At 60.4% G+C, this 20770-nt stretch carries 17 protein-coding genes and 1 pseudogene; 9 read left to right on the top strand and 9 right to left on the bottom strand.

Features of this window, described 5'->3' with window-relative positions; translation table 11 throughout:
* Window positions 1–142: 142 nt before the first annotated feature.
* The 4 genes and pseudogenes from LMTR21_RS29360 to LMTR21_RS42080 all read left to right on the top strand — a co-directional run.
* On the top strand, window positions 143–1330 hold the full coding sequence (locus LMTR21_RS29360) for a glycosyltransferase family 2 protein (protein WP_065754238.1): 1188 nt from the start codon (window positions 143–145) through the stop codon (window positions 1328–1330).
* 814 nt (window positions 1331–2144) lie between these two features.
* Window positions 2145–2375: a hypothetical protein gene (locus LMTR21_RS29355; protein ID WP_141688404.1), complete on the top strand. Its 231-nt coding sequence runs from the start codon at window positions 2145–2147 to the stop codon at window positions 2373–2375.
* Window positions 2376–2723: 348 nt separating this feature from the next.
* The gene (locus tag LMTR21_RS29350) at window positions 2724–2909 is read left to right on the top strand and encodes a hypothetical protein (RefSeq protein ID WP_141688405.1); all 186 of its coding nucleotides are present in this window, start codon (window positions 2724–2726) and stop codon (window positions 2907–2909) included.
* Window positions 2910–4151: 1242 nt separating this feature from the next.
* Window positions 4152–4259: pseudogene (locus LMTR21_RS42080) on the top strand (PEPxxWA-CTERM sorting domain-containing protein); the annotation flags it as partial.
* A 189-nt stretch (window positions 4260–4448) separates the two neighbouring features.
* Here LMTR21_RS42080 and LMTR21_RS29340 read toward each other — a convergent pair.
* The 5 genes from LMTR21_RS29340 to LMTR21_RS29320 form a co-directional block, all read right to left on the bottom strand.
* Window positions 4449–6983, bottom strand: a complete 2535-nt coding sequence (locus tag LMTR21_RS29340; RefSeq protein WP_187399221.1) for an NfrA family protein — start codon at window positions 6981–6983, stop codon at window positions 4449–4451.
* A 261-nt stretch (window positions 6984–7244) separates the two neighbouring features.
* Entirely contained in the window at window positions 7245–8210 is a 966-nt protein-coding gene (locus LMTR21_RS29335) for an alginate O-acetyltransferase AlgX-related protein (RefSeq protein ID WP_187399220.1), read from the bottom strand.
* Window positions 8211–8212: 2 nt separating this feature from the next.
* On the bottom strand, window positions 8213–9271 hold the full coding sequence (locus LMTR21_RS29330; protein ID WP_065754244.1) for an alginate O-acetyltransferase AlgX-related protein: 1059 nt from the start codon (window positions 9269–9271) through the stop codon (window positions 8213–8215).
* Window positions 9272–9283: 12 nt separating this feature from the next.
* Entirely contained in the window at window positions 9284–10669 is a 1386-nt protein-coding gene (locus LMTR21_RS29325; protein ID WP_065754245.1) for an MBOAT family O-acyltransferase, read from the bottom strand.
* Window positions 10670–10680: 11 nt separating this feature from the next.
* Window positions 10681–11403 (bottom strand): alginate O-acetyltransferase AlgF, encoded by a 723-nt coding sequence (locus tag LMTR21_RS29320; RefSeq protein WP_187399219.1) that lies wholly within the window; start codon window positions 11401–11403, stop codon window positions 10681–10683.
* A 743-nt stretch (window positions 11404–12146) separates the two neighbouring features.
* Between LMTR21_RS29320 and LMTR21_RS29315 the strand changes: the two genes are divergently transcribed.
* The 3 genes from LMTR21_RS29315 (at window position 12147) to LMTR21_RS29305 (ending at window position 14650) form a co-directional block, all read left to right on the top strand.
* A complete protein-coding gene (locus LMTR21_RS29315) occupies window positions 12147–12422 on the top strand; it encodes a hypothetical protein (RefSeq protein ID WP_141688406.1) in 276 nt (91 codons plus the stop codon).
* Window positions 12423–12945: 523 nt separating this feature from the next.
* Entirely contained in the window at window positions 12946–13326 is a 381-nt protein-coding gene (locus tag LMTR21_RS29310) for a hypothetical protein (RefSeq protein WP_141688407.1), read from the top strand.
* Window positions 13327–13492: 166 nt separating this feature from the next.
* Window positions 13493–14650 carry an epoxide hydrolase family protein gene (locus LMTR21_RS29305; protein WP_065754502.1) on the top strand — a complete coding sequence of 386 codons (1158 nt, stop codon included), beginning with the start codon at window positions 13493–13495 and terminating at the stop codon, window positions 14648–14650.
* Here the strand turns inward: LMTR21_RS29305 and LMTR21_RS29300 are convergent.
* Window positions 14647–15588 (bottom strand): GAF domain-containing protein, encoded by a 942-nt coding sequence (locus tag LMTR21_RS29300; RefSeq protein WP_065754247.1) that lies wholly within the window; start codon window positions 15586–15588, stop codon window positions 14647–14649. The genes LMTR21_RS29305 and LMTR21_RS29300 overlap by 4 nt on opposite strands.
* A 118-nt stretch (window positions 15589–15706) precedes the next feature.
* Entirely contained in the window at window positions 15707–16501 is a 795-nt protein-coding gene (locus LMTR21_RS29295; protein WP_065754248.1) for a class II aldolase/adducin family protein, read from the bottom strand.
* Here LMTR21_RS29295 and LMTR21_RS40360 point away from each other — a divergent pair.
* Together LMTR21_RS40360 and LMTR21_RS29290 are read left to right on the top strand one after the other, a co-directional pair.
* Entirely contained in the window at window positions 16500–16652 is a 153-nt protein-coding gene (locus LMTR21_RS40360; protein WP_187399218.1) for a hypothetical protein, read from the top strand. The genes LMTR21_RS29295 and LMTR21_RS40360 overlap by 2 nt on opposite strands.
* A 10-nt stretch (window positions 16653–16662) precedes the next feature.
* The gene (locus LMTR21_RS29290) at window positions 16663–17673 is read left to right on the top strand and encodes a glutathione S-transferase N-terminal domain-containing protein (RefSeq protein ID WP_065754249.1); all 1011 of its coding nucleotides are present in this window, start codon (window positions 16663–16665) and stop codon (window positions 17671–17673) included.
* 8 nt (window positions 17674–17681) lie between these two features.
* On the opposite strand, the gene LMTR21_RS29285 is transcribed toward LMTR21_RS29290, so the two are convergent.
* Both LMTR21_RS29285 and LMTR21_RS29280 read right to left on the bottom strand, forming a co-directional pair.
* Window positions 17682–18311: a 2-hydroxychromene-2-carboxylate isomerase gene (locus tag LMTR21_RS29285; protein WP_065754250.1), complete on the bottom strand. Its 630-nt coding sequence runs from the start codon at window positions 18309–18311 to the stop codon at window positions 17682–17684.
* A gap of 534 nt (window positions 18312–18845) precedes the next feature.
* Window positions 18846–20756: a flavin-containing monooxygenase gene (locus tag LMTR21_RS29280; RefSeq protein ID WP_065754252.1), complete on the bottom strand. Its 1911-nt coding sequence runs from the start codon at window positions 20754–20756 to the stop codon at window positions 18846–18848.
* Window positions 20757–20770: the final 14 nt, after the last annotated feature.

Genomic DNA, 20770 nt, shown 5'->3' with positions numbered 1-20770 from the left:
ATTTTTGTTCCACTCGCCTATTTATCTATTTGGGAAATATAGTAGTAATCGACCTGGAAAAAGGATATTTATATCCCGCTTCCATATTCTCTTTTTTGCCTGACAAAGCGTTAAGTCAAACGTTTCGAGATCGGTTTTTGTGATGTTGATCTTGGCCGCTCTGGCTGGATTGCTCAGCGTTCCCGTCGCGGTCCTGCTGGTTGAAGTCATTGCGGCCCTCAAGGCGCCGAGGCTGGAGCTTTTCGAAGTCCGGGAATTAAATAGCGAGAAGCGCGTTGCAGTCATTGTTCCCGCGCACAATGAGAGCCTGGGCCTCGTTCCGACGTTGCAGGATATCAAATCCCAGCTTCGTGCTGGAGATCGTCTGATCGTCATTGCCGATAATTGCACTGATGACACCGCAGCGGTCGCGGCCGAAGCGGGTGCGGAGGTTGTTGTCCGCGACGACCGCGAAAGAATCGGCAAAGGATTCGCGATGGGGTGGGGCATCGCCCATCTTGCCCAGGATCCACCTGATTTTGTTCTCTTCGTCGACGCCGATTGCCGGCTCCAGGCCGACCTGCTCGAAGGGCTAAAGCGGGTCTGTCAGCAGGTTCAGCGGCCGGTACAAGCGCTGTTCATGATGCGAAGCGCTGAAAATTCACCTATCAATCACAGCTTCGCGGAGTTCGCCTGGATTCTCAGAAACTGGATCCGTCCCCTTGGACTGAGAAACCTTCATTGCCCCGTTCAGTTGATGGGAACGGGAATGATGTTTCCCTGGAATGCGATCAACTCCGTGCCGTTGGCCAGCGGTCATCTGGTTGAGGATTTGAAGCTGGGGCTCGATCTCGCGCAAGCGGGCAAGGCTCCGTATTTCTTCCCGTTCGTGAAAGTTACCAGCACATTTCCGACCAGCGCCAAGGGCACTGAGAGCCAGCGTCAACGCTGGGTGCAGGGTCATCTCGCTATGATCGGAAGATTCGTTCCGCAGCTTCTGGCTGCCGGCTTGAAGCGCGGCGACGCCAATGTTCTTGTGCTGGCGCTCGACCTTTTGGTGCCGCCGCTCTCTCTCCTTGTGCTGATGATCGTCGGCATGGTGGGCCTGACTTCATTGGTCACATTGCTTGGAGGCCCGTGGTTGCCGACGCTGATCGCGGGCGGCAATCTCGCTGGATTTATCCTATGTGCTCTTTTGGCCTGGTTTAAATTCGGGCGCGAGGTTTTTCCGGCGCACGAAGTATTATCGTTTGGTTCTTTTGCATTTAGAAAGATCGGGTTCTATAGCCGGATGTTGTTAGGCGGCACGGCGTCCCACTGGATACGGACCGACCGATCAACGCCTAACTAGCCATTTGCCCCGCGGTTTTTTTCCGCGACGTCCCCCAAATGGGTCACGCAACCGTTATCGAACTCCCATAAGAACGCGCCGACAAAGATTAAACGGAGCCCGGTCGCATCACCGATTTTAACTGGCATGCCGTTTGCCTGAGTTTCTCAGGCAGGAGGAGGGGGCACACATGAAAGCGCACAGTCGCACGACCATTTTGCCAAAACCAAAGAAGCCGCGGAAGGCCTCGAAAAAGCAGCCGGCCGAGACCATTGCGGAACGATATCTCGAATTACGACGCCTTCGCGAACGTCTGTCCGAGGCTGAAGCTTTGCGAAGTTCACAATGATCAAGTTGCGTCAAGGACTGACGCCGCCGCTCTATCTGGCAGCAATCGGGATCGCCATGGTTGGTTGGCTGTGGGCGATATTCACCGGCGTGGAATGGCTCTTGGGGGTTTAGGCAGTCCGCCTTGTGCCGTGCGCACTAAACGTACTCCCAAGCCGGACGATGGTTGCCCAGCGGTTGACCTATCGTCCGGGATATCCCTGCTTCCGTCGAATTTTCTCAGGCGATATTGCGCTGTTGCATTCCTGCCGCGGCGCGGAAGAATCGGCCAAGCCCAGACAACCGTTCATATCCACCGCGCCCCTTGTGGGCTATCAAACGGGCTCAATAGCCGTTCATCTAGAGTTGGAAAAAAGCAGGCGAATTCGGCGGCACGCTTGCGAATCGTCCCGTAGTTGGGATTTCTAGCTCAGACAGCATTGAGTTCGATTAGCGGCTTGAGTGGTTGCGACATCATTCTTCCGGCGTGGGAGCCGGGATGGTGTCAATGGAGCAGGGGACTGTGGCCGTGTCGGATAGACTGACAAGCGCGTTGCTTGCCGCGCTGAATGAATCGACCGAAATCAAGGAGAGCGATTGGCTGAAGCTCGAAAGGGCATTGCGCGGTCAATCGGAGCGGGACGATAGCCAACTGGGCAGCGAGCTGAAAACGACACCGGAAAACAGGTTCGCCGCCACGGTGTGCTCGGGGATGGCCAAGATTCGAGCGAACGTTTGAGACTTCCCAGCTTCTCTAATTTTCCGCATTGCCCGCCAACTCCAGTTCGCTAATCGCCTTGGAGGGGGCTTGTTGGGTCGACGGGATTCGATCAGGCTGAACAGCTGATATTTCCTCTGCCGGGCGCTCATAAGGCGCCGCCGATTGTACGTTTCGAGCCGCCGGTCAGGAGGCTTTTATTGTAGGATTAGGCCATCCGCTTCTGTGTGTCAGAAAGCCATGTGGAAAGCCTTTGTCGTCCAGGCCGCCTTGATGCTGAGCGCAGCGGCGCATGGACAGGAGAGCGGTCGCATTAGGCGGCCGCCACCCTCTGCCGCGGAGGCCGCGCGGATCGCCTCGGATATGGCCATGAATGATACCCTGCTTCAGAAGGGCGACATCGTGGTCACGGACCGGCGCTTTTTTGTTTTTCGCGGGCCGGCGGCGGATGGTGTGACAAACGAGTTCGCCAGGGTGCCAGATCCGGCTCTGCCGGCAAACCAGCCGGGTAATCCAACTGCAAAGTACCGATCGGACGGCCGACGTGCGAACTAGCCCGTCGCGGCGAATCAGCCTCGACCCCGTCGCGATCTAAAGCCGAACATTAAATCAGAATCAGTTAATTGAGGGCGATATTGCCGATGGTTATCACGGCTTTTTTGAGGATTTGAACCTCGGTGCCATTTTGGAACACTATCTGGTGCGGGAGGTCAGCAAAACTGAGCAAAACCGCGTTTATTGAAGGCCTAAATCAACCGATGCGCGCATGGACGATCCTTTCGCAACAACCTGCGCGTTCAGCCTGTTAACGATAAACGTTGCGCCGGAAGATGCAGCTTTGCACCGGGTAAGCTCCATGGTAATAACTTGGTAACAATAAACGACGGTGTTCGATTTATTTGTGCGCCTCTTGAGGAATTTAATATGCGGTCTCGTTTGCTCATTGCTCTCTCGACAATCTTGCTGGGTTCTACGGCTGCGTCGGCCGGCCTCGTCACTGTCACCAGTTATGAGATGAACAACGGCAACGGCGCCACGCAATTCACTACGCCGACCGGCAATCAGAACTATTTCGATTGGACCTATACGAAGACGGGCGAGGGATCGCCGACTGCAAACGCCAGCCAGAACGGATCGAACCAACTCGTTCCCAACAATGCAGCGCCGAAAGAAGCCTGGCTCAGCGGAGGCACCGGAAAGCTGACGGACGGCACGATCGCGACACTCGGCTACTCGGCGGTGAGCAGCCCCACGGGCAACGTATCGAATTTGATGTATACCGGCGCCTCCCAGTATGTCGGCTGGAAGTACCAGGACCCGAACATCATCTTCAATCTCGCCGCGGGCCAGACTGTCAGTTCGATTTCGCTTTATGTCGCTGCCTACAACCCGATTCTCGGCAATGCCAATGGCCTCGTGGCCGCGCCGGCCAGCGTGGAGCTCACGATCAATGGTGTTCCGACCGGCGTGACGTTTTCGTTGGCGTCGATCAATGACGACACGGCGCTGATCACCCTCAGCGGGTTCGGCTTGATTTCGTCCAGTTCGCAGTTTGGCTTGACGCTCAATCGCGGGGTGTTGCAGCAGGATGGCATCAATTACTACAACGACCACGTGAAGGGATATAATCCCGCTGATCCCTACAACTCGTCGAACTGCGTGACCTTCTGCGATCCGGACGAGGGCATCTACAGCAGCGGTTTCCGCAAGGAAGCTGCGCTTGGCCAAACCGGGGAGTTGAAGCCCAACTCGGGCCTGCAGCCTTGGATCATGCTCAGCGAAGTGCAGTTCCTGACGGCCGCCGTTCCCGAGCCGTCGACCTGGGTCATGATGATTGCCGGTTTTGCCGGTCTCGGCTTCATGGCTTATCGCCGCAAGACGAAGCCTGCTTTGGCGATGGCCTAACGTCCGCAAGTCTTCTTTCAGTGCCGAGAGCCGCCGCAAGGCGGCTCTCGTTTTTTATGCTTAGAGGAAGGTGCGGAAGCCCCGCGAGTAATTGATCTTCGATAGTTGCGCTCGGACTCGCGCACGCCGTACCCACAGCAGCCGACTGATGCCTGATCGATGCTCAGAAATGCCGAGCGGGCTCGCCGCTCAATAATTGATCGACGTCTGCGCGAAGATGCCTTCCGCCCGCTTGTCGCCGGCAATGCGGAAGCGATACTGCAGCGTCAGCTCCCAATAAGAAGGAGGTGCGAGATACTTGGTTTCGCCGAACCAGTAGCGCAGCGAGCCGCCGGCGCCGACCGAATAGGCTTCGTGGTTGGCGAAGGAGTCGTCGTAGCTCGCGGCCAGCACGGCATGCGGGAAGAACACCAGATTGCGGCTGATGGGATCGAGGCGGAAGCTGTGTCCGAAGCGTCCTTCGGCGATGCCGACAAGCTGGCTCTTCTCAAGGAATTTGTCGACCTCGGCGTAGACGTACCAGGTCGGCCAGTGGGTATCGATCGCCCTGAGATCGGTGCCGACCGTGTAGGAATAGGCTGCCCGCAATAGCGTATCGTTGCGCGCAGCATCGCCGAGCGCGATCAGCTTGTCCACTTCTAGAACGAGGTTGTGGTCGGAGAACGGCTTCCAGCGCGCGCCGACCATGCCTTGCGTGGTCCGCAATCCCGTGGGGCCGCCGGCCTGATCGTACAGCGTTTCGAAAAGCCGGACGAACACGTCGAACAGCGCACCGTTCCGGTTGCCGAACTCCGGAGGGCGATAATAGAACTCGGTACCGAGCTGAGACGTGTAGGTGCTTGCGGGATTGTTCACGATCAGGAACGGGTTCGGCGCCGACCCGACCTTGCCGTACGTAATCGAGCTGTTGATCCCCCACACGCGCGACAGATCCGAGATCGTGCGGCGGGTCTCGAACAGTTTCTGATCGTCGATGTTGATGCGACCGTCGACCTTGGCGTCGACCCCCTCCATCAGATAGGCGATCGCTTTCGGATTCTGGAACTGACGCATGGCCGTATAGCCGGCATCGATCGTTGCCCGTGGCGGAAGCTGCCCGCGGTCGTGCGCGCGATCGAAGCGGCTCAGGGCGACCTCGTCGTTGCCGACGGCGACCGCGAGATAGGCGAGATCGGCGTCCCGCATCGTGCTCAGCCGGCCACGCGCGATGGCTTCATCGAAGATCGCGCGCGCCTCGGGTTTGCGCTTCAGTTCCAGGAGCGTGTTGATCTGGGCGCGCAAGGCTGCGTCGCGTTGGACCGTCGTCGGGCCAAGTCGCTCGGCGGTCCGGAACTCGGCGATGGACTCTTCCTTCCGATCGAGCGCCTGCAAGGCATAGGCGCGGCGGATCGCGGTGTCGTAGCTGACCGGCAGCCTTTGAAGGGCGCGTAGCGCACGCTGCGGATCCTTGGCGGCGAGGGCGGCATCCGCCAGCGACAGCCGGACGTTCCGGGCCTGGTCCGGCGGCAGCCCGCGTTGCAGCGCGGTTTCCCAATCGGCCATTGCGCCACGCCGATTATGCTGCAGGTTACGGGCATAGCCGCGCTGGGCGTAGATTTCGGCGGTGCCGTGGCCCCGCGCAATGGCCCGGCTGGCAGCGACTTCCGCGTCGGCCGGCCGGCCTGCGCTGATCATTAGGTTCACCAGCAGGAGATGATTGGCGACCGTCTCCGGACTGGCCTCGACGGCCTTCCTGGCTTCTTCGATGGCGAGCGAATAGTTCTTGGCCCGGCTGGCCTGATAGGCCTTGCCTGCGGCCTCAAAACTCTCGGCGGTTTTGTCGACGGGAATGATCGGCGTGGCAACGCTCTGGACCGCGGGCGCCTCCAGGCTGCACACCGAGCCATACGGCGTATCGCGACAGGTCTGGACCGGCATGGGCATCAGCTTGCCGTCGCCCTTCAACGTCGCCTTTTTCTCGGCCGCAGCATCCGCGTCGCCCAGACGCGTTACGACCGCAGGATCGGTCTTAGAATAGTCCGCCAGCAATTCCCGGGCGGTGCGAAAATCGCCGTTGGCGAGCGCCGCGTCGGCTGCGATCAGGCGGATGTTCTTCTTCTCGATGTCGGTCAGGTTGGGTGTGGCCAGCGCCGCATTGAAATCGCTAACCGCCTGCGCCCGGTTCCCCAGCTTCTGGTAGAGGTAGCCGCGCCAGACCAGCGGCACATAGTTACCGGGGTCGAGCTTGTTTGCGCCGGTCGCCGTCGCGACCGCGTCATTGAAATTGCCGTCCGCGAGCTGAGCGCTCAGCAACAGCAGGCGGTAGGACATCGAGTCGGGCGCGTATTCGACTGCGCTGCGAGCCGCCCGGACCGCCGCCTTGGCGTCGCCCCGTTCAAACGCCTTGTAGCCCTCGCTGGCCGGCCGCTGGGCGAGGCGCTGCCGAATATTCGCCTGGCGCCCCTCGAGCTCCTGATTGCCGGCAAACGCCGCGGAGGCGGCCTTGGTTGCCTGCTCGGCCTGGGTGAGATCGCCCGCGGCAACCAGTGAATCGATCAGGAGCAGGTGCAAGCGAAGGAGGTCAGGACGGAGCGCCACAGCCTCTGCGGCGCTTGCCGCGGACGCCTTGTAGTCGCCCTGGCCGAACGCCTTGTAGGCGGTTTCCGTTGCCGTATAGGCCTCGCCCTCCAAGGGGGGCCCAGTATCCGCGACCTGGGCGACGGCGCCGGAGCACAGCACAGCCACGAGCAAAAGCGCCCCCAGCGCCGCCCGAAATGCCGTCCGGTTCAGGTATTTCCCGCCCCAATTCCCCATGCAACCAGTGCTATGCCAATCCAGTTAAATTTTACCGCCGAACTGTAGCCGAGGCGGTGATTCAGCGGAACTGAGAAACGGCTGTTTGGCGGCGCGGCAGGCCTTGATGTTATTCATTTTTCTCACTTTTTTGGGGGCTGTGATGTTTTTGCTGCGGCCTGACGGGCGCGCTTCCCGAGTTAACCAATTGTCCTAGTTGCGCAGCGCGTCCTGCAGACGCGCGGTCCAGTCGGCAGGACTGATAATGCTTTGAGCAGCCCATTCCCCGACCGCGTCAGGTCCATTTTGAAGCTGGGCCTCATTAAATTGCCAGACCACGAATTGGGGTGGATGTCCCGTGAATTCCGATGATTTAATGCACTGCAGCAAGGTGGCCCACGGGCCGATGTCGCCAGGGTTCCACTTGAGCGAGACGGGCCGGTCGATCTTGTTCGACAGCCGCTGAGAAAATCCGAAATAGGGCTGTACAAAGCTGTTCCCGACCACCGCCACCGGTGCCGGATCGCTGTCCAGCAATCCCGCGGCAGCCTTGGGGGCCTGGCGGATGACGTAGGCCTCCGGACCGATCTCGCGCTTCCGCTCCGGCGACAGGAAGTTGGCGGCGAGGTCGCCGAGATGGCGATCATTGATCCACTCACCGAGTTTCATTCCGGTTCCGGTTTTTCCCGGCAGCGGACTCGATGAGAGGATCAGCGCCGCCACCTGGTCGGCGCTCGCCTCCGCGGCAAATGTCGTCCAGTGGAAGTCGGCGCGGTAGAACACTTCCTGCTTGCCGGCGACCACGCTCTTGAACGCGTCCCTGACGTCGATCGCGGCAACGCCGCCGGCGCGGAGCTCGGTCAACAGCGTGTCATAGCGCTTGCGGATGTCGTCCGACATCGCGGCACCGTCGGGCAACAGCGATTCATAGTATCGCGGCTTCAGCGGCACGATCAGAACGATCAGCTTGATGTTCCTTTTCGCAAACTGGCGGCTCGCGTCGGCGATCAGGCCGATCGATGATTTTTCTGCGGCGGGTTTTGTGGTCGTGAGGCTCTCCCATCCGGCAAACAGCCAGTTCTGCTTGCCTTCGAGCACGGCATCGCGCGCCACTGAAACTGTCGTTGTCGCGAAGAACACGGCTGTCGTCGCAATCAGATTTGCAAGGGACCGGCGCACGATCAATGACCTTCGATTTGTCGCAGCATCTGCCGCTCGGGATCGCTCAGCGGCGCCACCAACGATCGCATCGGCCACTCCCATATCACAACCTTCGCGCCCGCCAACCTATCCGGCTTCTGTTGCAGCAGTTTGAGAAGGGCGCCCGCAAAGCCGCCACCGGCCTCGCTGACCTGCGCGACCTCGCGCGCAAGCGCCATCTGTAGGTATTCAATGAAACCGGAGTTTTGTGAAAATGACGAGCCGGCGAGCAGGACTGACGGTGCCGTCGCGTCGTCCAGCAGTCCGCCGGACCGCTGGATGGTAGCCCGCGCATCCTCGGTATATTCCGCAGCCGGCGCCAGCCACTTTGGCGCATCCTGCAATCCTGCCAGGCGCGCAAGATCACCGGGACGTTCATGCCTGACGCCGCGTGTCAGGCTGACGCGTTCGGTTCCCGCACCCATTGCGCCGTTGACAAGTTCGGCGACAGCTTCGGCGGCGAACTGTGCGCCAGTGCTGTCCCAGTGCGTGTCGGTGCGCCAATAGCCGGGCCGGGGCCACTGATCCCGCAAATTGACCTGATGAAGTTTCGTGGCGCCCGCCGCCCGCGCCCACGCATTCGCGCGAACGCGTGATGCGTCGGCGGAAATTCCGCAGAGCTGCTCTTCGACCTGTTCGGCCTTGTCCGGGACGGGAACGACGACGAGCAGAATCTTGCGCTCGGCAAACGCCTGCACCAGGCGTGGCAACAAGCGAAGGCGCGCCGCCATATGTTCGGCATCGCGACGATCGACGCGCAATTCCTCAGCGGAATAGAGCCAGTCGTTGCAGCCGGCCCACACCTGCGGTCCGGCATCGCGCAATCCCTTGTAGAGCAGCCCGGCCGAGAGGCCGTTCAACCCCGTGCTTCGCGGAATGGCATCGAACACGGCGCGATCGATTTTGCCGGACAGGCTTCCGGACATGTAGTCATTCAGCGGCGCCGTCTTGAGGATGTCGTAGAGGGAATCGCCGCCGCGAAAGAGGACAGACACGAAGCCTGAGAAGATGATCGCCAGAACGGTCAGGATTTTTATCATGCTGGCGCTCCTTCAGAACTGGAAGTAGAGGAACGGAATGACGGTTCGGCTTTGCATCACCCACAGCGACCACAGCCACAGCACCGCAGCCAGCAGAAAGGACGGTCGCGCAATGGCCGACGCCAACCGCGGCGACAATCTGCTCAATGCCGGCAGGTACACCATCGCGATTCCGACGACGAGCGCCGCCACTTCGATCGGTCTCATCGCGGCGGCGAAGCCGTTCGTCATTGCAAAACCGTGCTGACCTGCCAGGCCGCTGAACATCGTCGCTGCGGTTTGCCAGTCCTGTGCGCGGAACAGCGTCCAGCCGATCATGACGAAAACCAGCGTGATTATGTGTCCGACGGGTGCGGGCACGGCCGGCATTCGCATCGCGTTCCAGGCGCGGCCCACCACCAGTCCGGTGCCGTGCCAGATGCCCCAGATCATGAAGGTCCAGCTCGCACCGTGCCACAGGCCGCCGAGCGCCATCGTCACCATCAGATTGACATAGGATCGAGCGCGGCCGGCGCGGTTACCGCCCAGCGGGATGTACAAATAGTCGCGCAGCCAGCTCGACAGGCTGATATGCCATCGCCGCCAGAATTCCGCGAGCGATGTGCTCAGATACGGGTTGTCGAAATTCTCCGGAAATTTCAGGCCGACCATCAGCCCGAGACCGATGGCCATGCTGCTGTAGCCGGCGAAGTCGAAATACAGATGCAGCGTGTAGGCGACGACCGTGATGATCGTGTCGCACATCGATGGTGACGGTAATGCGTAGCCGGCATCGACGAGCGGCGCGAGCGTATCGCCGATCAGTACCTTTTGTGCAAAGCCCAGCATGAACCGCCGCAGGCCTTCGGCAAATTCTTTCGAATCGAACACGCGGGACTTCAACTGCTCCGCGACCGACTGGTAACGGACGACCGGGCCTGCCACGAGGTGACCGAACATCGCCTGATAGGTCGAATAGTTGATCAGGCTCGGCTCGGCCGGGACTGTCTTTCGGAATACGTCGACCGAGTAGGATATGGCGCCGAACACAAAGAACGACAGTCCGATCGGCAGGGGAATGGGCGACCAGTCCTTAACTGGCGCGCCGAGGCTGTTCATGCTGTCGACGAACAGGTTGACGTATTTGAAATAGATCAGGCTGACGAGCGGCGGCACGATCCCTGCGAGCAAGGCCCAACGGCGCTCTGATCCCCACGCTCTCGCGATCCACAGGCCGGTCAACCACGACCAGCAGGCGATTGCGACAAGCAGCGGCAGAAAATCGAAGCGCCACCAGCCGTAGAAGATCAGGCTGAAGAACAGGATGGTCGAATTTCGCAGGAAGGCGGGGACGCCCGCATAGGCGATCAGGAACAGCGGCAGGAACACGAAGACGAAGGAGTCGCTGACGAAAACCATGCAGCGATCGCCTACCGGTCTCGATACGGTTCGGTTTCGTCAAATTGGCCCGAGAGCACGCTCTTGCCGCCGGCCTGGGTGAGAAACAGGCTGTAGTGATCGCCCGAGCGGAGCGGGGGGAGCTTCAACGACACATTGCTGCTGCCGCAGGTGGCCTCGAGCTGAGCCTCCACCGGATTGATGGCGCGCGATTTGACGGTGGTGAAAGCGACCGCATCGAAAACGGTGGGACCTTCGGCAATTCGAAGCGTCGCCTCGCAGCTCGGCATGAGATTGAAGAAACGAAGCTGGGCTTTCAGGTCGCTGGCGTTGCCGCCCGGGCCTTCGTCGATGGCGTGCGTGCTCCAGTTCGCGCCCTCGGGCGCAACCACGACCGTGTAGAAGCGGTCCGGTAGAAAGGTGATGTTTTTCCCGACGGCGGCGCCATCGATCGACAGTCTGACCGGCGCGTCGGCGCGCACCGCCCGGTATCGGCTGGCGGCGTCGTTGTCGACGATCGACAGATCGCGGGCGTTGATGTGCAGGCGCGTGCCGGCCTTGATGTCGCCGACAGATGCGACGCGAATGAATGCCGATCCGGGAGGAGGGCGCGTAGCGTACAGCTTTCCGATTTCCTGCGCGAAGGCCGAACTGATCGCCAGCCAGCACACCGCAACTCCGAATAACCAGCGCAGGCGTTGATCCCGGGCGGTGAAAGGCGGCTGCAGGTTGGGTTGGCTGGGCCGGCGAGACAAATCAAACTCCGAAATAAAGCGCTTTTCCGCCAGCGTTAAATTTTAATCGGCAGCCCCCCGGGTGGGCTGCTACGCTGCAACGGAGGGGTCATATCATCCCAGGGCGAATTCGGAAATTTAATGCGATCAAGAACCGGTCGAATAGTAAACGTTCGCCCGTAAAACTCCGGGGATTATTAGGGTTAAATGCGTTCGCCCGTTGCAGAGATCGGCAAGAATCTGAATTTGTAGGTTCCGGGCGGCGGCCTAGGCCGGCGCTCAATTGAGGCTTTTTCGATCGTTCATTGTTTCAGTTTTCGAAGTCCGGATTGATGGTTTTTAGTATGGATATCGAGGCGAACGTGGCCCTGATGGACAGGCCAACATTCAAGCTGGTTTGCGAGCGATGCGGGAGCCTGACGGTGGCATTGCCGGTCGAGGCCCAGCCGGATCCATGCTCGATTCTGAAATGCGGCCGGTGCGGCTCTCCAAGAGGGACGCTTCAGTCGCTGCGCGACACCTCAATTCAGGCGGGCGTTCGGCATCCAGTGTAGCGGAAGCGCTTGGGGGCAATGGCCGCGGGGTGGCCGAACCCGCGGACGCCGATTGTCATGTGAATTCCGGTTGTTACTGGAAAATCAGGGCAGGAGGCCTAGTCATTATCCGGTCAAGCGGATAGGCTCGGGCAAGGAACCAGTTTTGTCTGTATGGGGCTTCGTATTTTCGGAGCAGCAGCTAGTTAATTCGCGAGGGGGAGACGAGACATGCGAACGATCTGTGCGTCGGTGCTGGCGGCCAGTTTTTTGATTGCTACCAGTGCCAGTGCAGCGCCGCTGCTGAGCCATATGCAGCCTGCTCCGGATTCGCTCATCGCGGCCGCTAAGGTGATCTGTGACGAGGCGGGTAACTGCTACCGACCGGATCGGCGCCGCCCAGTCGCCCGGTGGGTTTATGGCGACAAGAATTTCTACGGGCCGTACGCTGGGCCAGGCTACTACGGCAATCCGCGCTATCGCTATAACTGGTGGCCTTGGTACTGATCGCCAGCCGAAGATCTGCCAGCCGAAGATCTGGCAGGCGTCGTAGCCGCGTGGTCCTTAGCCTGCCGAAAGCCAATGCAGGAATGTGGCGCAGCCGCAAATGAGCTGCGACGCCAGCATCAAAACGGCCCATGAAACGAACAGGATACGAATCATCCCCCGCGCTCCCGACCGACCGCAGACCGCTAATCGGTCGGGCATAACGCTCCAGATTCGAATTTGTTCATCGTCGCGAAGCGCGAAGGCTCGTTTTGCTTGGCCCTGAGGGAGGCGAAGCGCACCCCGGACGTTGTTCTCACACGATGTGGTGGTCGCGGTCATCGCGAGTGAATCTTTGCGGCGAGTTGCAATTATATCTCGACATACGGATTGCCATGGAACCCAAATAAAGCCGGCTTCGCCCTATAAACCGTATCAAATCGCTGCTATAGGGTCGCACGACGCTGCCGATACTGGCGGCCGATCAAACCATGCGATCCCGTTTTTAAGATAATCACGCTGTTTAATTGTCATGGTCGTTAAAATGAATGATGCGGTTGCGTGGACCCAGCCTCCTCGAAACGTCGGGGCAAGTGACAAGCCCGACCTAGCTGACATCTCCAAGCCTGTACGGCACGAGCCGGAATTCGATGGCGTCGACTGGTCGGCTGCTGCTCCTGGTTGGCTCTCACTATTCATCGGACTCTTTCTGCCATTGCTGGCTCTCGCTTTGCTGGTCGTTTCCATCGACCTTGCTTTGGTTTGGTTGTTTGAAAGATGGATTGATCCTTCATCGAACATGTCGCCTTTACTGCTTGCCACGATCATGTTTCCGCCGGCGCTGATGAGCGTTTTTTGCGGCTTCAAGCTTTTCCTCCATTTCAGGGATGCGAGGACGGCGACCGCGCAATCGCGCAAGCAATAGAGCGCTATCTGAGTGGATTGATCGCTCCATCTTCTGATCTTCGTGTGAAGTCGGGGACGAAAATCTGCGCCCCAGCGCCTCCCTTGATATCGGCCTCGTGTGCGACGATGATTTCCGCTGGGAAGTCCGTCCCGGCTGCATCGCCTGGATAAGAGAGGGGGCCTTCATGAGCGCTGAAATCAAACCCTATCGCATTTCGATCGGCGACGACGTCCTTCACGATCTCAAGTCGCGGCTGCGCAACGCGCGCTGGCCGGAGGCCGAACTGGTCGACGACTGGAGCCAGGGCGCACCGCTGAAATGGATCAAGGATATCTGTCGCTATTGGGCCGAAGAGTACGATTGGCGCGGGCGCGAGGCGCGGCTCAATCGCTTTGCGCAGTTCACCACCGAAATCGATGGGCTCGATATTCATTTCCTGCATGTGCGCTCGCCGCATACGGACGCGCTGCCGTTGATCGTCACGCATGGCTGGCCGGGCTCGGTGGTCGAGTTTCACAAGGTGATCGAACCGCTGACTGATCCGACCGCGCATGGCGGCAACGCCGCCGACGCATTTCACGTCGTTTGCCCGTCGCTGCCGGGTTTCGGTTTTTCAGGGAAGCCGAAGACTACCGGCTGGGGCATCGATCGCATTGCGTCGAACTGGGCGGTGCTGATGGATCGCCTCGGATATGCGCGATACGGCGCGCAGGGCGGCGATTGGGGATCGGCTATCACCACCGCGCTCGGCGCGCAGGACGGGGAACATTGCGCCGGCATCCACATCACGCTGGCGATGTCGGCGCGTCCCAATATGGAGGGACAGCCGACGCCAGAAGAGGCGCGGGCCTTGAAGGGCATCCAATATTATGCCGATTGGGATTCCGGCTATTCCAAGCAGCAGTCCACCCGGCCGCAAACGCTTGGTTACGCCTTGACGGATTCGCCGAGCGGGCAGGCGGCGTGGATCCTGGAAAAGTTCTGGGCCTGGACCGATTGCGACGGACATCCCGAAAACATCCTCGGCCGCAACGAACTGCTCGACAATGTCATGCTTTATTGGGTGACGGCGACGGCCGCCTCATCGGCGCGCCTGTACTGGGAAAGCTTTGGGCCGAAGCGACGCACGGCTCACAAGGTGGTAGTGCCGACCGGCGTCGCCGTCTTCCCCAAGGAGATCGTCACGCCGGTGCGAAAGTGGATGGAAGCGAGCTACATGAACATCCAGCACTGGAGCGAAATGCCGAAGGGCGGTCACTTCGCGGCGTTCGAGCAGCCGGACCTGTTCGTACAGGAGGTGCGAAACTACTTCAGGACGCTGCGGAAGCCGCCCACTGTCTAGAGGTACCAGGCCAGCACCGCCTTCAGCATCGCGTTTTCGATTACGGGAAGAACGACGATCTGGTTCATGCCGGCTGCGCGCGCGAGCTGCGCCGCAACGGAATCATCGACCTTCAGATGCTCGTTGATGGCGGGCATGCCCGTCGCCCAGGCGCCGCCGATAGAGCCTTCGCCCTTGCGGATCGTCTTTGACGCATAAAGCGACGCGAGATCGGCATTCTTGCTGCAATCGCCGGACTGAAACACCAGTTCCGTTCGCGACGGGTCCGGCACCCAGATCTCAAAACGTCTGGCGATCGGAGTTGCCTGTGCGGACAGGAAGGTCATGACCCAGGTCTGATCCGGGGAGGTCGTATAGGGAATGCCGACGCCGCAATTGATTCCGATTTCGCTCGCTTCCTCCCAGCGCAGGAAGCTTTTCGCGTTGTGCAGATCCTTGATGATCAGCGGCATACCGGCTTTCCAGGCGCGGCCGGGCAGGCCGAAGCCGCGCGGGAATTTGGTATGGCGCGAATTGAACTCGAACATGTCGGCGGTGCCGTAGTATCCGTCGACGAGGCCCATCTCATGGGACTTCTCGGGATCGTTGTGCCAGAGCTCGATGGCGCCGACGTGCTTTTCGTCGTCGCCGCAGAACAGCACCATCACCGCCATCAGGAATTCGCCGGCAAAGACCGGCAGCGCCACGCCGCAGGTCAATCCTGCCTCGATCGCCTCGTCCGTACGCTTGAAGTAGGAGTTTGCGAATTCGGTGAGGATGACCGGATGGCCGGCGGCCCAGGCCTTGCCGGGCAGGCCTTCGTCATAGGCGAACAGCGCGTTCTCGCTGACGGCCTTGAACTCCGAATATTCGTCGCTGCAAAGACAGCCGCCGAACTCCAGGCGGGTGCGGGTTCGGTCAGGCACCCACAATTCAACCACGCGAATGAATGTCTTCATCGGACGCACCTGTCCCTACGCCTGACAGCAGCATCGGCGATTTAGCGGCGATAGGTGCGATCAAATTACAGGCAGGCTCCGCCCAAAGATCGTGCGGAGTTCCGGCGTGCCGAGCGGCTCAGTTCCGATAGGATGGATCGGTTCGGTCGAGCTTGCGCAACAGCGCCGGCCAGGCGAGCTCGCCGTTTCGCGCAGGCCGGTCCGTCCGTGGCCGCATCTTGTCGTAGGTTTCTTCCAGCACGTTCTGCGGCGGGTAGATCAGCTTGGTGTTGCACGACAACGCCATGACCTGCACCTGGCAGGCGCGCTCGAGGCGGAACAGCACGTTGAAGGCTGCAGGCACGGTGCGGCCGACGACGAGCAGTCCGTGGTTGCGCAGGATCATGGCTTCGTGATCACCGAGATCCCTGACCAGCCGCGCGCGCTCATCGACATCATCGGCGATGCCCTCGAAGTCGTGATAGGCGATGTGGAGAAAGCGCATCGAGGTTTGTGCCAGCGGCAGCAATCCGCATTCCATCGCCGAGACCGCCATGCCGGCCGGCGTGTGCGTATGCGCCACGCAGTCCATGTCGTGCTTGGCCATGTGGATCGCGCTGTGAATGACGAAGCCCGCGACATTGACGTCGTAGTCGGAGGCGTTGAACAGCGTGTTGCCCTCGACATCGACCTTGATCAGGCTGGAAGCGTCGATTTCCTCGTAGAGCATCCCGTAGGGATTGATCAGGAACTGGTCGGTCGTGCCCGGCACGCGGCAGGAGATGTGGTTGGCGATCATCTCGGTCATGCCGTACATCGCGGTGAGACGGTAGCAGGCCGCAAGATCTACCCGCGCCTGCCATTCCTCCGCGCTCACCTGTTCGCGAACGGATTTCACGACCTTGACGGCGGGCGAACTGACAGGAGGATTCATGGCGTTTCTCCGCGGAGAGGAATTATCCGGCCCGCTGGGGCCGATCATTATTCGGCAGGATAGCTGCATTTCGCTGCGCGACAAGGCGAGCACCGCAGGCGTTATTGCAGGTCTGGCGGGTGAAAATCGAATGCGCTATGGCACTAGGTGAGGGGAATGCCATGACCGAAGGACGCTACCGGCTGATCGGCTCGACCGCGTCGCCCTACGCCATCAAGCTGCGGGCGCTGCTGCGCTACCGGCGAATTCCCTTCGACTGGGTCGTCATGACCAAGGCGCTGCGCAAGGCGACCGGGCATTTGCGACCCAATCTGATTCCGGTGCTGCAATATCCTGATGGTACCTACCGCGGCGAAACGACGACGCTGGCCTACGACCTCGAGCGCCGTCACAAGGACCGCTCCGTCATTCCCGACGACAAGGCGGTCGCGTTCGTCTGCGATCTCCTGGAAGACCTCGCCGACGAATGGGCGGTCAAGCCGCTGTTTCTCTATCGCTGGTGGGATCCGGAAGACCAGGCCTATGTCTCGCGCTGGGCCGGCGAGGAGTGGTCGGTCTCGGAGGCCGCAACCGGCAGCGCGGAGGAAATAGAGCAGTTCCGGCAGCGGCAGATTTCACGGATGGTCATTCTCGGCGCCACCGCGGAAAACAAGCCGCTGCTTGACGAGAGCTACCTGCGAATACTGGCGGCGTTCGAGCCGCATGTCGGGATGACCAATTATCTGTTCGGAAGCCGGCCCTCGCTCGCCGACTTCGCCTGGTTTGGCCAGCTCAGCGAAATGGCGACCGATCCGACCCCGATGCGGATCATTCGTGCGAAGGCGCCGTTCACCGATCATTGGGTAAGGCGGCTGGACGATGCCTCCGGCGTGGAGGGGGAATGGTATCCGCGCGAACGGGCACTCGGCGGCATGGCCGAGGCGCTGCTGAAGATATCAGGCGAACTCTATTTGCCGTTCCTCGTCGCCAACGCCGAGGCGTTCGCGAAGGGCGTCGGGCGGCTGGAGATGAATGTCTGGGGTCTTCCTTATGCGCTGGCGCCGTTCAAATATCAGGTGAAGTGCCTCTCGCTGCTTCGCGACAAGTTTTCAGCACTCGATATCGACAGCCGTGCTGCGTTGCGGCCGGTGCTGGAGCGCACCGGATGCTGGCAGCATTTGATGACCAGCTAGGCGCGTCTTCACGTACGATGCCGGCTGCCGAGCGCCGTTGCGATCGATTCCGGATTTTGGATGCGTTCGATCAGCATGTCGATGCGATCGCCACCCCAGAACAGTTCGCCGTTGAAGACCATGGTTGGTACGCCGAACACGCCGAGCGCTTCCGCCTCGTCGATGATGCGGTCGTGTTCGGCCCGCGCCGGACCGTGGACGTAAGCTTCGAATTGCTCCGACGAACCGCCGATCGATGCGATCACGCCCGAAATCCCAGACAACTCGTCAATTTCGAGATCATGACTCCAGAACCGCCGGAACACCGTGTCATGGTAGGGGCGGAACAGGCCGTGGCGCTGCGCGAACAACATGCCGGCGCTGGCATAGAAAGCGTCATAGATGCGCCGCGGCCCCTTCATGGTGAGGCCCTGCGCATTGGCATAGCGGCGCGCGTCCATATAGGCGTAGCGAACCTTGCGCCAGAAGTGCGGCGTGCGCTCTTCTACCGTCCCCATGAATTCGGGAATGCGCAGTGTGTAGGGCCGCCATTCCAGTTCGACGCCGTGAGTCTCCTCGAGCTCGAACAGCCGCTTGTTGGCGACGAAGGCGTAAGGGCTTTTGTAGTCGGTGTAGATTCGTACGCGCGGCATGCCCATGACGTATCCTTCCTCCACCGGATCAGTATTCCCGATCTAGGTCGAGGATGGAACTGCGCGACGCGGTGTTGAGACTGCAAAAAAACGAATGGGCCCCGGTGCATGAGAGCATCGCGGGGCCCGACATCTTCGTTTTAGGCGAAGGATTTCTGGTAGACACCAGTATTTATCTCAGGATCCGGCAGCGCGTGGCCTTGGCGCTCCAGTCCCGCGTATGTGTTCGAATTGTCGAAAGGCGCAATGAGGCTGGCAGCTGCTTGTGACCTCAACCACGCCTGGACCTTGCGCTGAGCAAGGTCACCGGATGACCCGGTGGCGTCATGCTCCTCTCCAAGAGTTGGCCAACGGACTGTATGTCCGCTTCCGCTGCGTGTCGTCTCGATCATGTAACCGGGGCGCCAATGCCTGCGAAGCGGGGAGCTGACGCTCCGTGACTCCCGCAGGTGCAGTCGGGGAAATGCTGCGGCAGATAAAGGCACGTGTCAAGTAAACCAAGGTTTGTTGATCCGCCGGGTTCCCGCGCCCGCTGGTATGTCAGGCCTCGGTGTGGCGGTAATCGCGTAAATCGGGATCGTGGGTCATTGCCCAGTAGTCCACAAAACGCCATGGCATCGCCGAGAACACCCGGCCTTGCTTGTTGCGGTAATAGGTCGTCATTCCGGGATGGGTCCAGATCAATTGCTCATGCTCGGCATCTACTTTCTCGATGTACCGATCGTGCGCTTCCTGACGAACGTCGATCGCAGCGATGCCTTGCTCGATCATTTCGACGAGGCAGGCCGAGATGTAGCGGCTCTGGCATTCCGACTGGAAGATCACACTGCCGCCATGCGCGGGGCCTGAATTGGGACCGAGCATCACGAAGAGGTTTGGAAAGTCCGGCACGGTGAGCCCGAGATAGGCGGTCGGGTTGTCGTTGGCCCAGGCCGTTTTGAGATTCTTGCCGTCGCGTCCCGTGATGTTGAGGCGGGCAGCCATCTCCGTCACCTTGAAGCCGGTGGAGATGACGATGATGTCCGCGGGCCGCAACTTGCCGTCGGCTGCGACGATGCCGTCGGGCGCAAAATGGTCGATCGTATCGGTGACCAGTTCGACATTCGGTTTCGTCAGCGTCTTGAACCAGTTGTTGTCGAGCAGGATGCGCTTGCCGTAGGGCGGATAGGTCGGCACGCATTTCTCGATCAGGTCCGGGCGATCCTTCAACTCCGACAGGATGAATTCGGTCAATTCCTCGCGATGCCGGTCGTTGCCCTTGTTGACGGCGCGGTCGGGATGCGGCCACGCCGGGTCCTTGCGCAGAAATGGCAGCAGGCCGTCGCCATAGCGCCAGAACATGTTGAAGCGATACCACTGCACATAAAACGGCAGGTGCGCGAGCAGCCACTGCGCGCCCTCGGTGATGGGATCGGAATAGCCCGCCACCGGGCGCGCCCACTGTGCGGTGCGCTGGTAAACGGTGACCGACGCGACGCGGTCTGCGATCGACGGGACCAGTTGCATGGCCGTGGCGCCGGTGCCGATCACGGCGACGCGCTTGCCGTCGAGCTTGATGTCGTCGGACCACAGCGCGGAGTGCAGCGTCACTCCCTTGAAATTTTCCTCGCCCTTGAAATGGGCTGGGTGGGGGTCGTTGAGCTGGCCGATCGCGCTGACCAAAGTGGTCGATTCAAAAGTCTCTTCGCCGTTGGCGGTCTTGAGCGTCGAAATCCAGCGCTGTTTGCTTTCATCCCAGCGCGACGATGTCAGTTCAGTGTTGAGGCGCAGATGCTTCCGGATGCCGTGTTCGAGCGCAACCTTCTTCAGATAGTCGAGCAATTCCTGGCGCTGCGCGAAATAGCGCGTCCATGGGTTCCGTTTTCCGAACGAAAAGGAATAGGAATGGTTCGGCGTATCGACGCCGCAGCCGGGGTAGCGGTTGACATACCAGGTGCCGCCGAGCTCGTCGTTCTTCTCGACGATGGTGTAGGGAATGCGGAGCCGTCCCAGCGCGACACCGAGCGCAATCGCGCAGACGCCGGCGCCGACGATCAGCACATGCTGCTGCGCCAGCTTCTCGTTCGATGGTGGCTTGGTCCAGCGCGCCTCGCGGGGGATGAAGCCCATTTCCTCGCGCATCAGCGGCCCGTATTCCGGGGCTACATTTTCGCCGAGCGTCGCGCGCATCATCTTCAGCATCAGTTCATTGCCAGGGTCGGTGATGGCCGGCTTCGGTTCGCCGTTTGCGAACAGCTTCAGCACGGCCGCGCGGATCTCAGCCTGGATCTCCTCCGGAACACCGGCGTGCGGATCCGGAATCAGACGGACGTCGCGCTTGGGTTTGTAGGGCGGTTCCAGCCAGCGTTCGTCGCCGGTCATGTGCACCAGAACCATCAGAAGGACGCGGATATCACCTTCGGCGATGGCCGATGACAGATCGAGTTTCTTGCGCGGCAGCTCGATATTCATGCTGATGTCCTCGT

Origin of the sequence: Bradyrhizobium paxllaeri, from assembly GCF_001693515.2 — a bacterium.
Taxonomy (GTDB): Bacteria; Pseudomonadota; Alphaproteobacteria; order Rhizobiales; family Xanthobacteraceae; genus Bradyrhizobium; species Bradyrhizobium paxllaeri.
This window is presented reverse-complemented; position numbering and strand designations above follow the sequence as displayed.

Bases quoted from the DNA above. Each gene is read 5' to 3' on its own strand.
- LMTR21_RS29325 (WP_065754245.1), bottom strand. From the start codon at position 10,669: ATGGTTTTCGTCAGCGACTCCTTCGTCTTCGTGTTCCTGCCGCTGTTC.
- LMTR21_RS29285 (WP_065754250.1), bottom strand. From the start codon at position 18,311: ATGGGCATGCCGCGCGTACGAATCTACACCGACTACAAAAGCCCTTAC.
- LMTR21_RS29330 (WP_065754244.1), bottom strand. From the start codon at position 9,271: ATGATAAAAATCCTGACCGTTCTGGCGATCATCTTCTCAGGCTTCGTG.
- LMTR21_RS29280 (WP_065754252.1), bottom strand. From the start codon at position 20,756: ATGAATATCGAGCTGCCGCGCAAGAAACTCGATCTGTCATCGGCCATC.
- LMTR21_RS29350 (WP_141688405.1), top strand. From the start codon at position 2,724: ATGAATGATACCCTGCTTCAGAAGGGCGACATCGTGGTCACGGACCGG.
- LMTR21_RS29315 (WP_141688406.1), top strand. From the start codon at position 12,147: ATGCGAACGATCTGTGCGTCGGTGCTGGCGGCCAGTTTTTTGATTGCT.
- LMTR21_RS29360 (WP_065754238.1), top strand. From the start codon at position 143: ATGTTGATCTTGGCCGCTCTGGCTGGATTGCTCAGCGTTCCCGTCGCG.
- LMTR21_RS29305 (WP_065754502.1), top strand. From the start codon at position 13,493: ATGAGCGCTGAAATCAAACCCTATCGCATTTCGATCGGCGACGACGTC.
- LMTR21_RS29310 (WP_141688407.1), top strand. From the start codon at position 12,946: ATGAATGATGCGGTTGCGTGGACCCAGCCTCCTCGAAACGTCGGGGCA.
- LMTR21_RS29295 (WP_065754248.1), bottom strand. From the start codon at position 16,501: ATGAATCCTCCTGTCAGTTCGCCCGCCGTCAAGGTCGTGAAATCCGTT.
- LMTR21_RS40360 (WP_187399218.1), top strand. From the start codon at position 16,500: ATGGCGTTTCTCCGCGGAGAGGAATTATCCGGCCCGCTGGGGCCGATC.
- LMTR21_RS29290 (WP_065754249.1), top strand. From the start codon at position 16,663: ATGACCGAAGGACGCTACCGGCTGATCGGCTCGACCGCGTCGCCCTAC.
- LMTR21_RS29300 (WP_065754247.1), bottom strand. From the start codon at position 15,588: ATGAAGACATTCATTCGCGTGGTTGAATTGTGGGTGCCTGACCGAACC.
- LMTR21_RS29355 (WP_141688404.1), top strand. From the start codon at position 2,145: ATGGAGCAGGGGACTGTGGCCGTGTCGGATAGACTGACAAGCGCGTTG.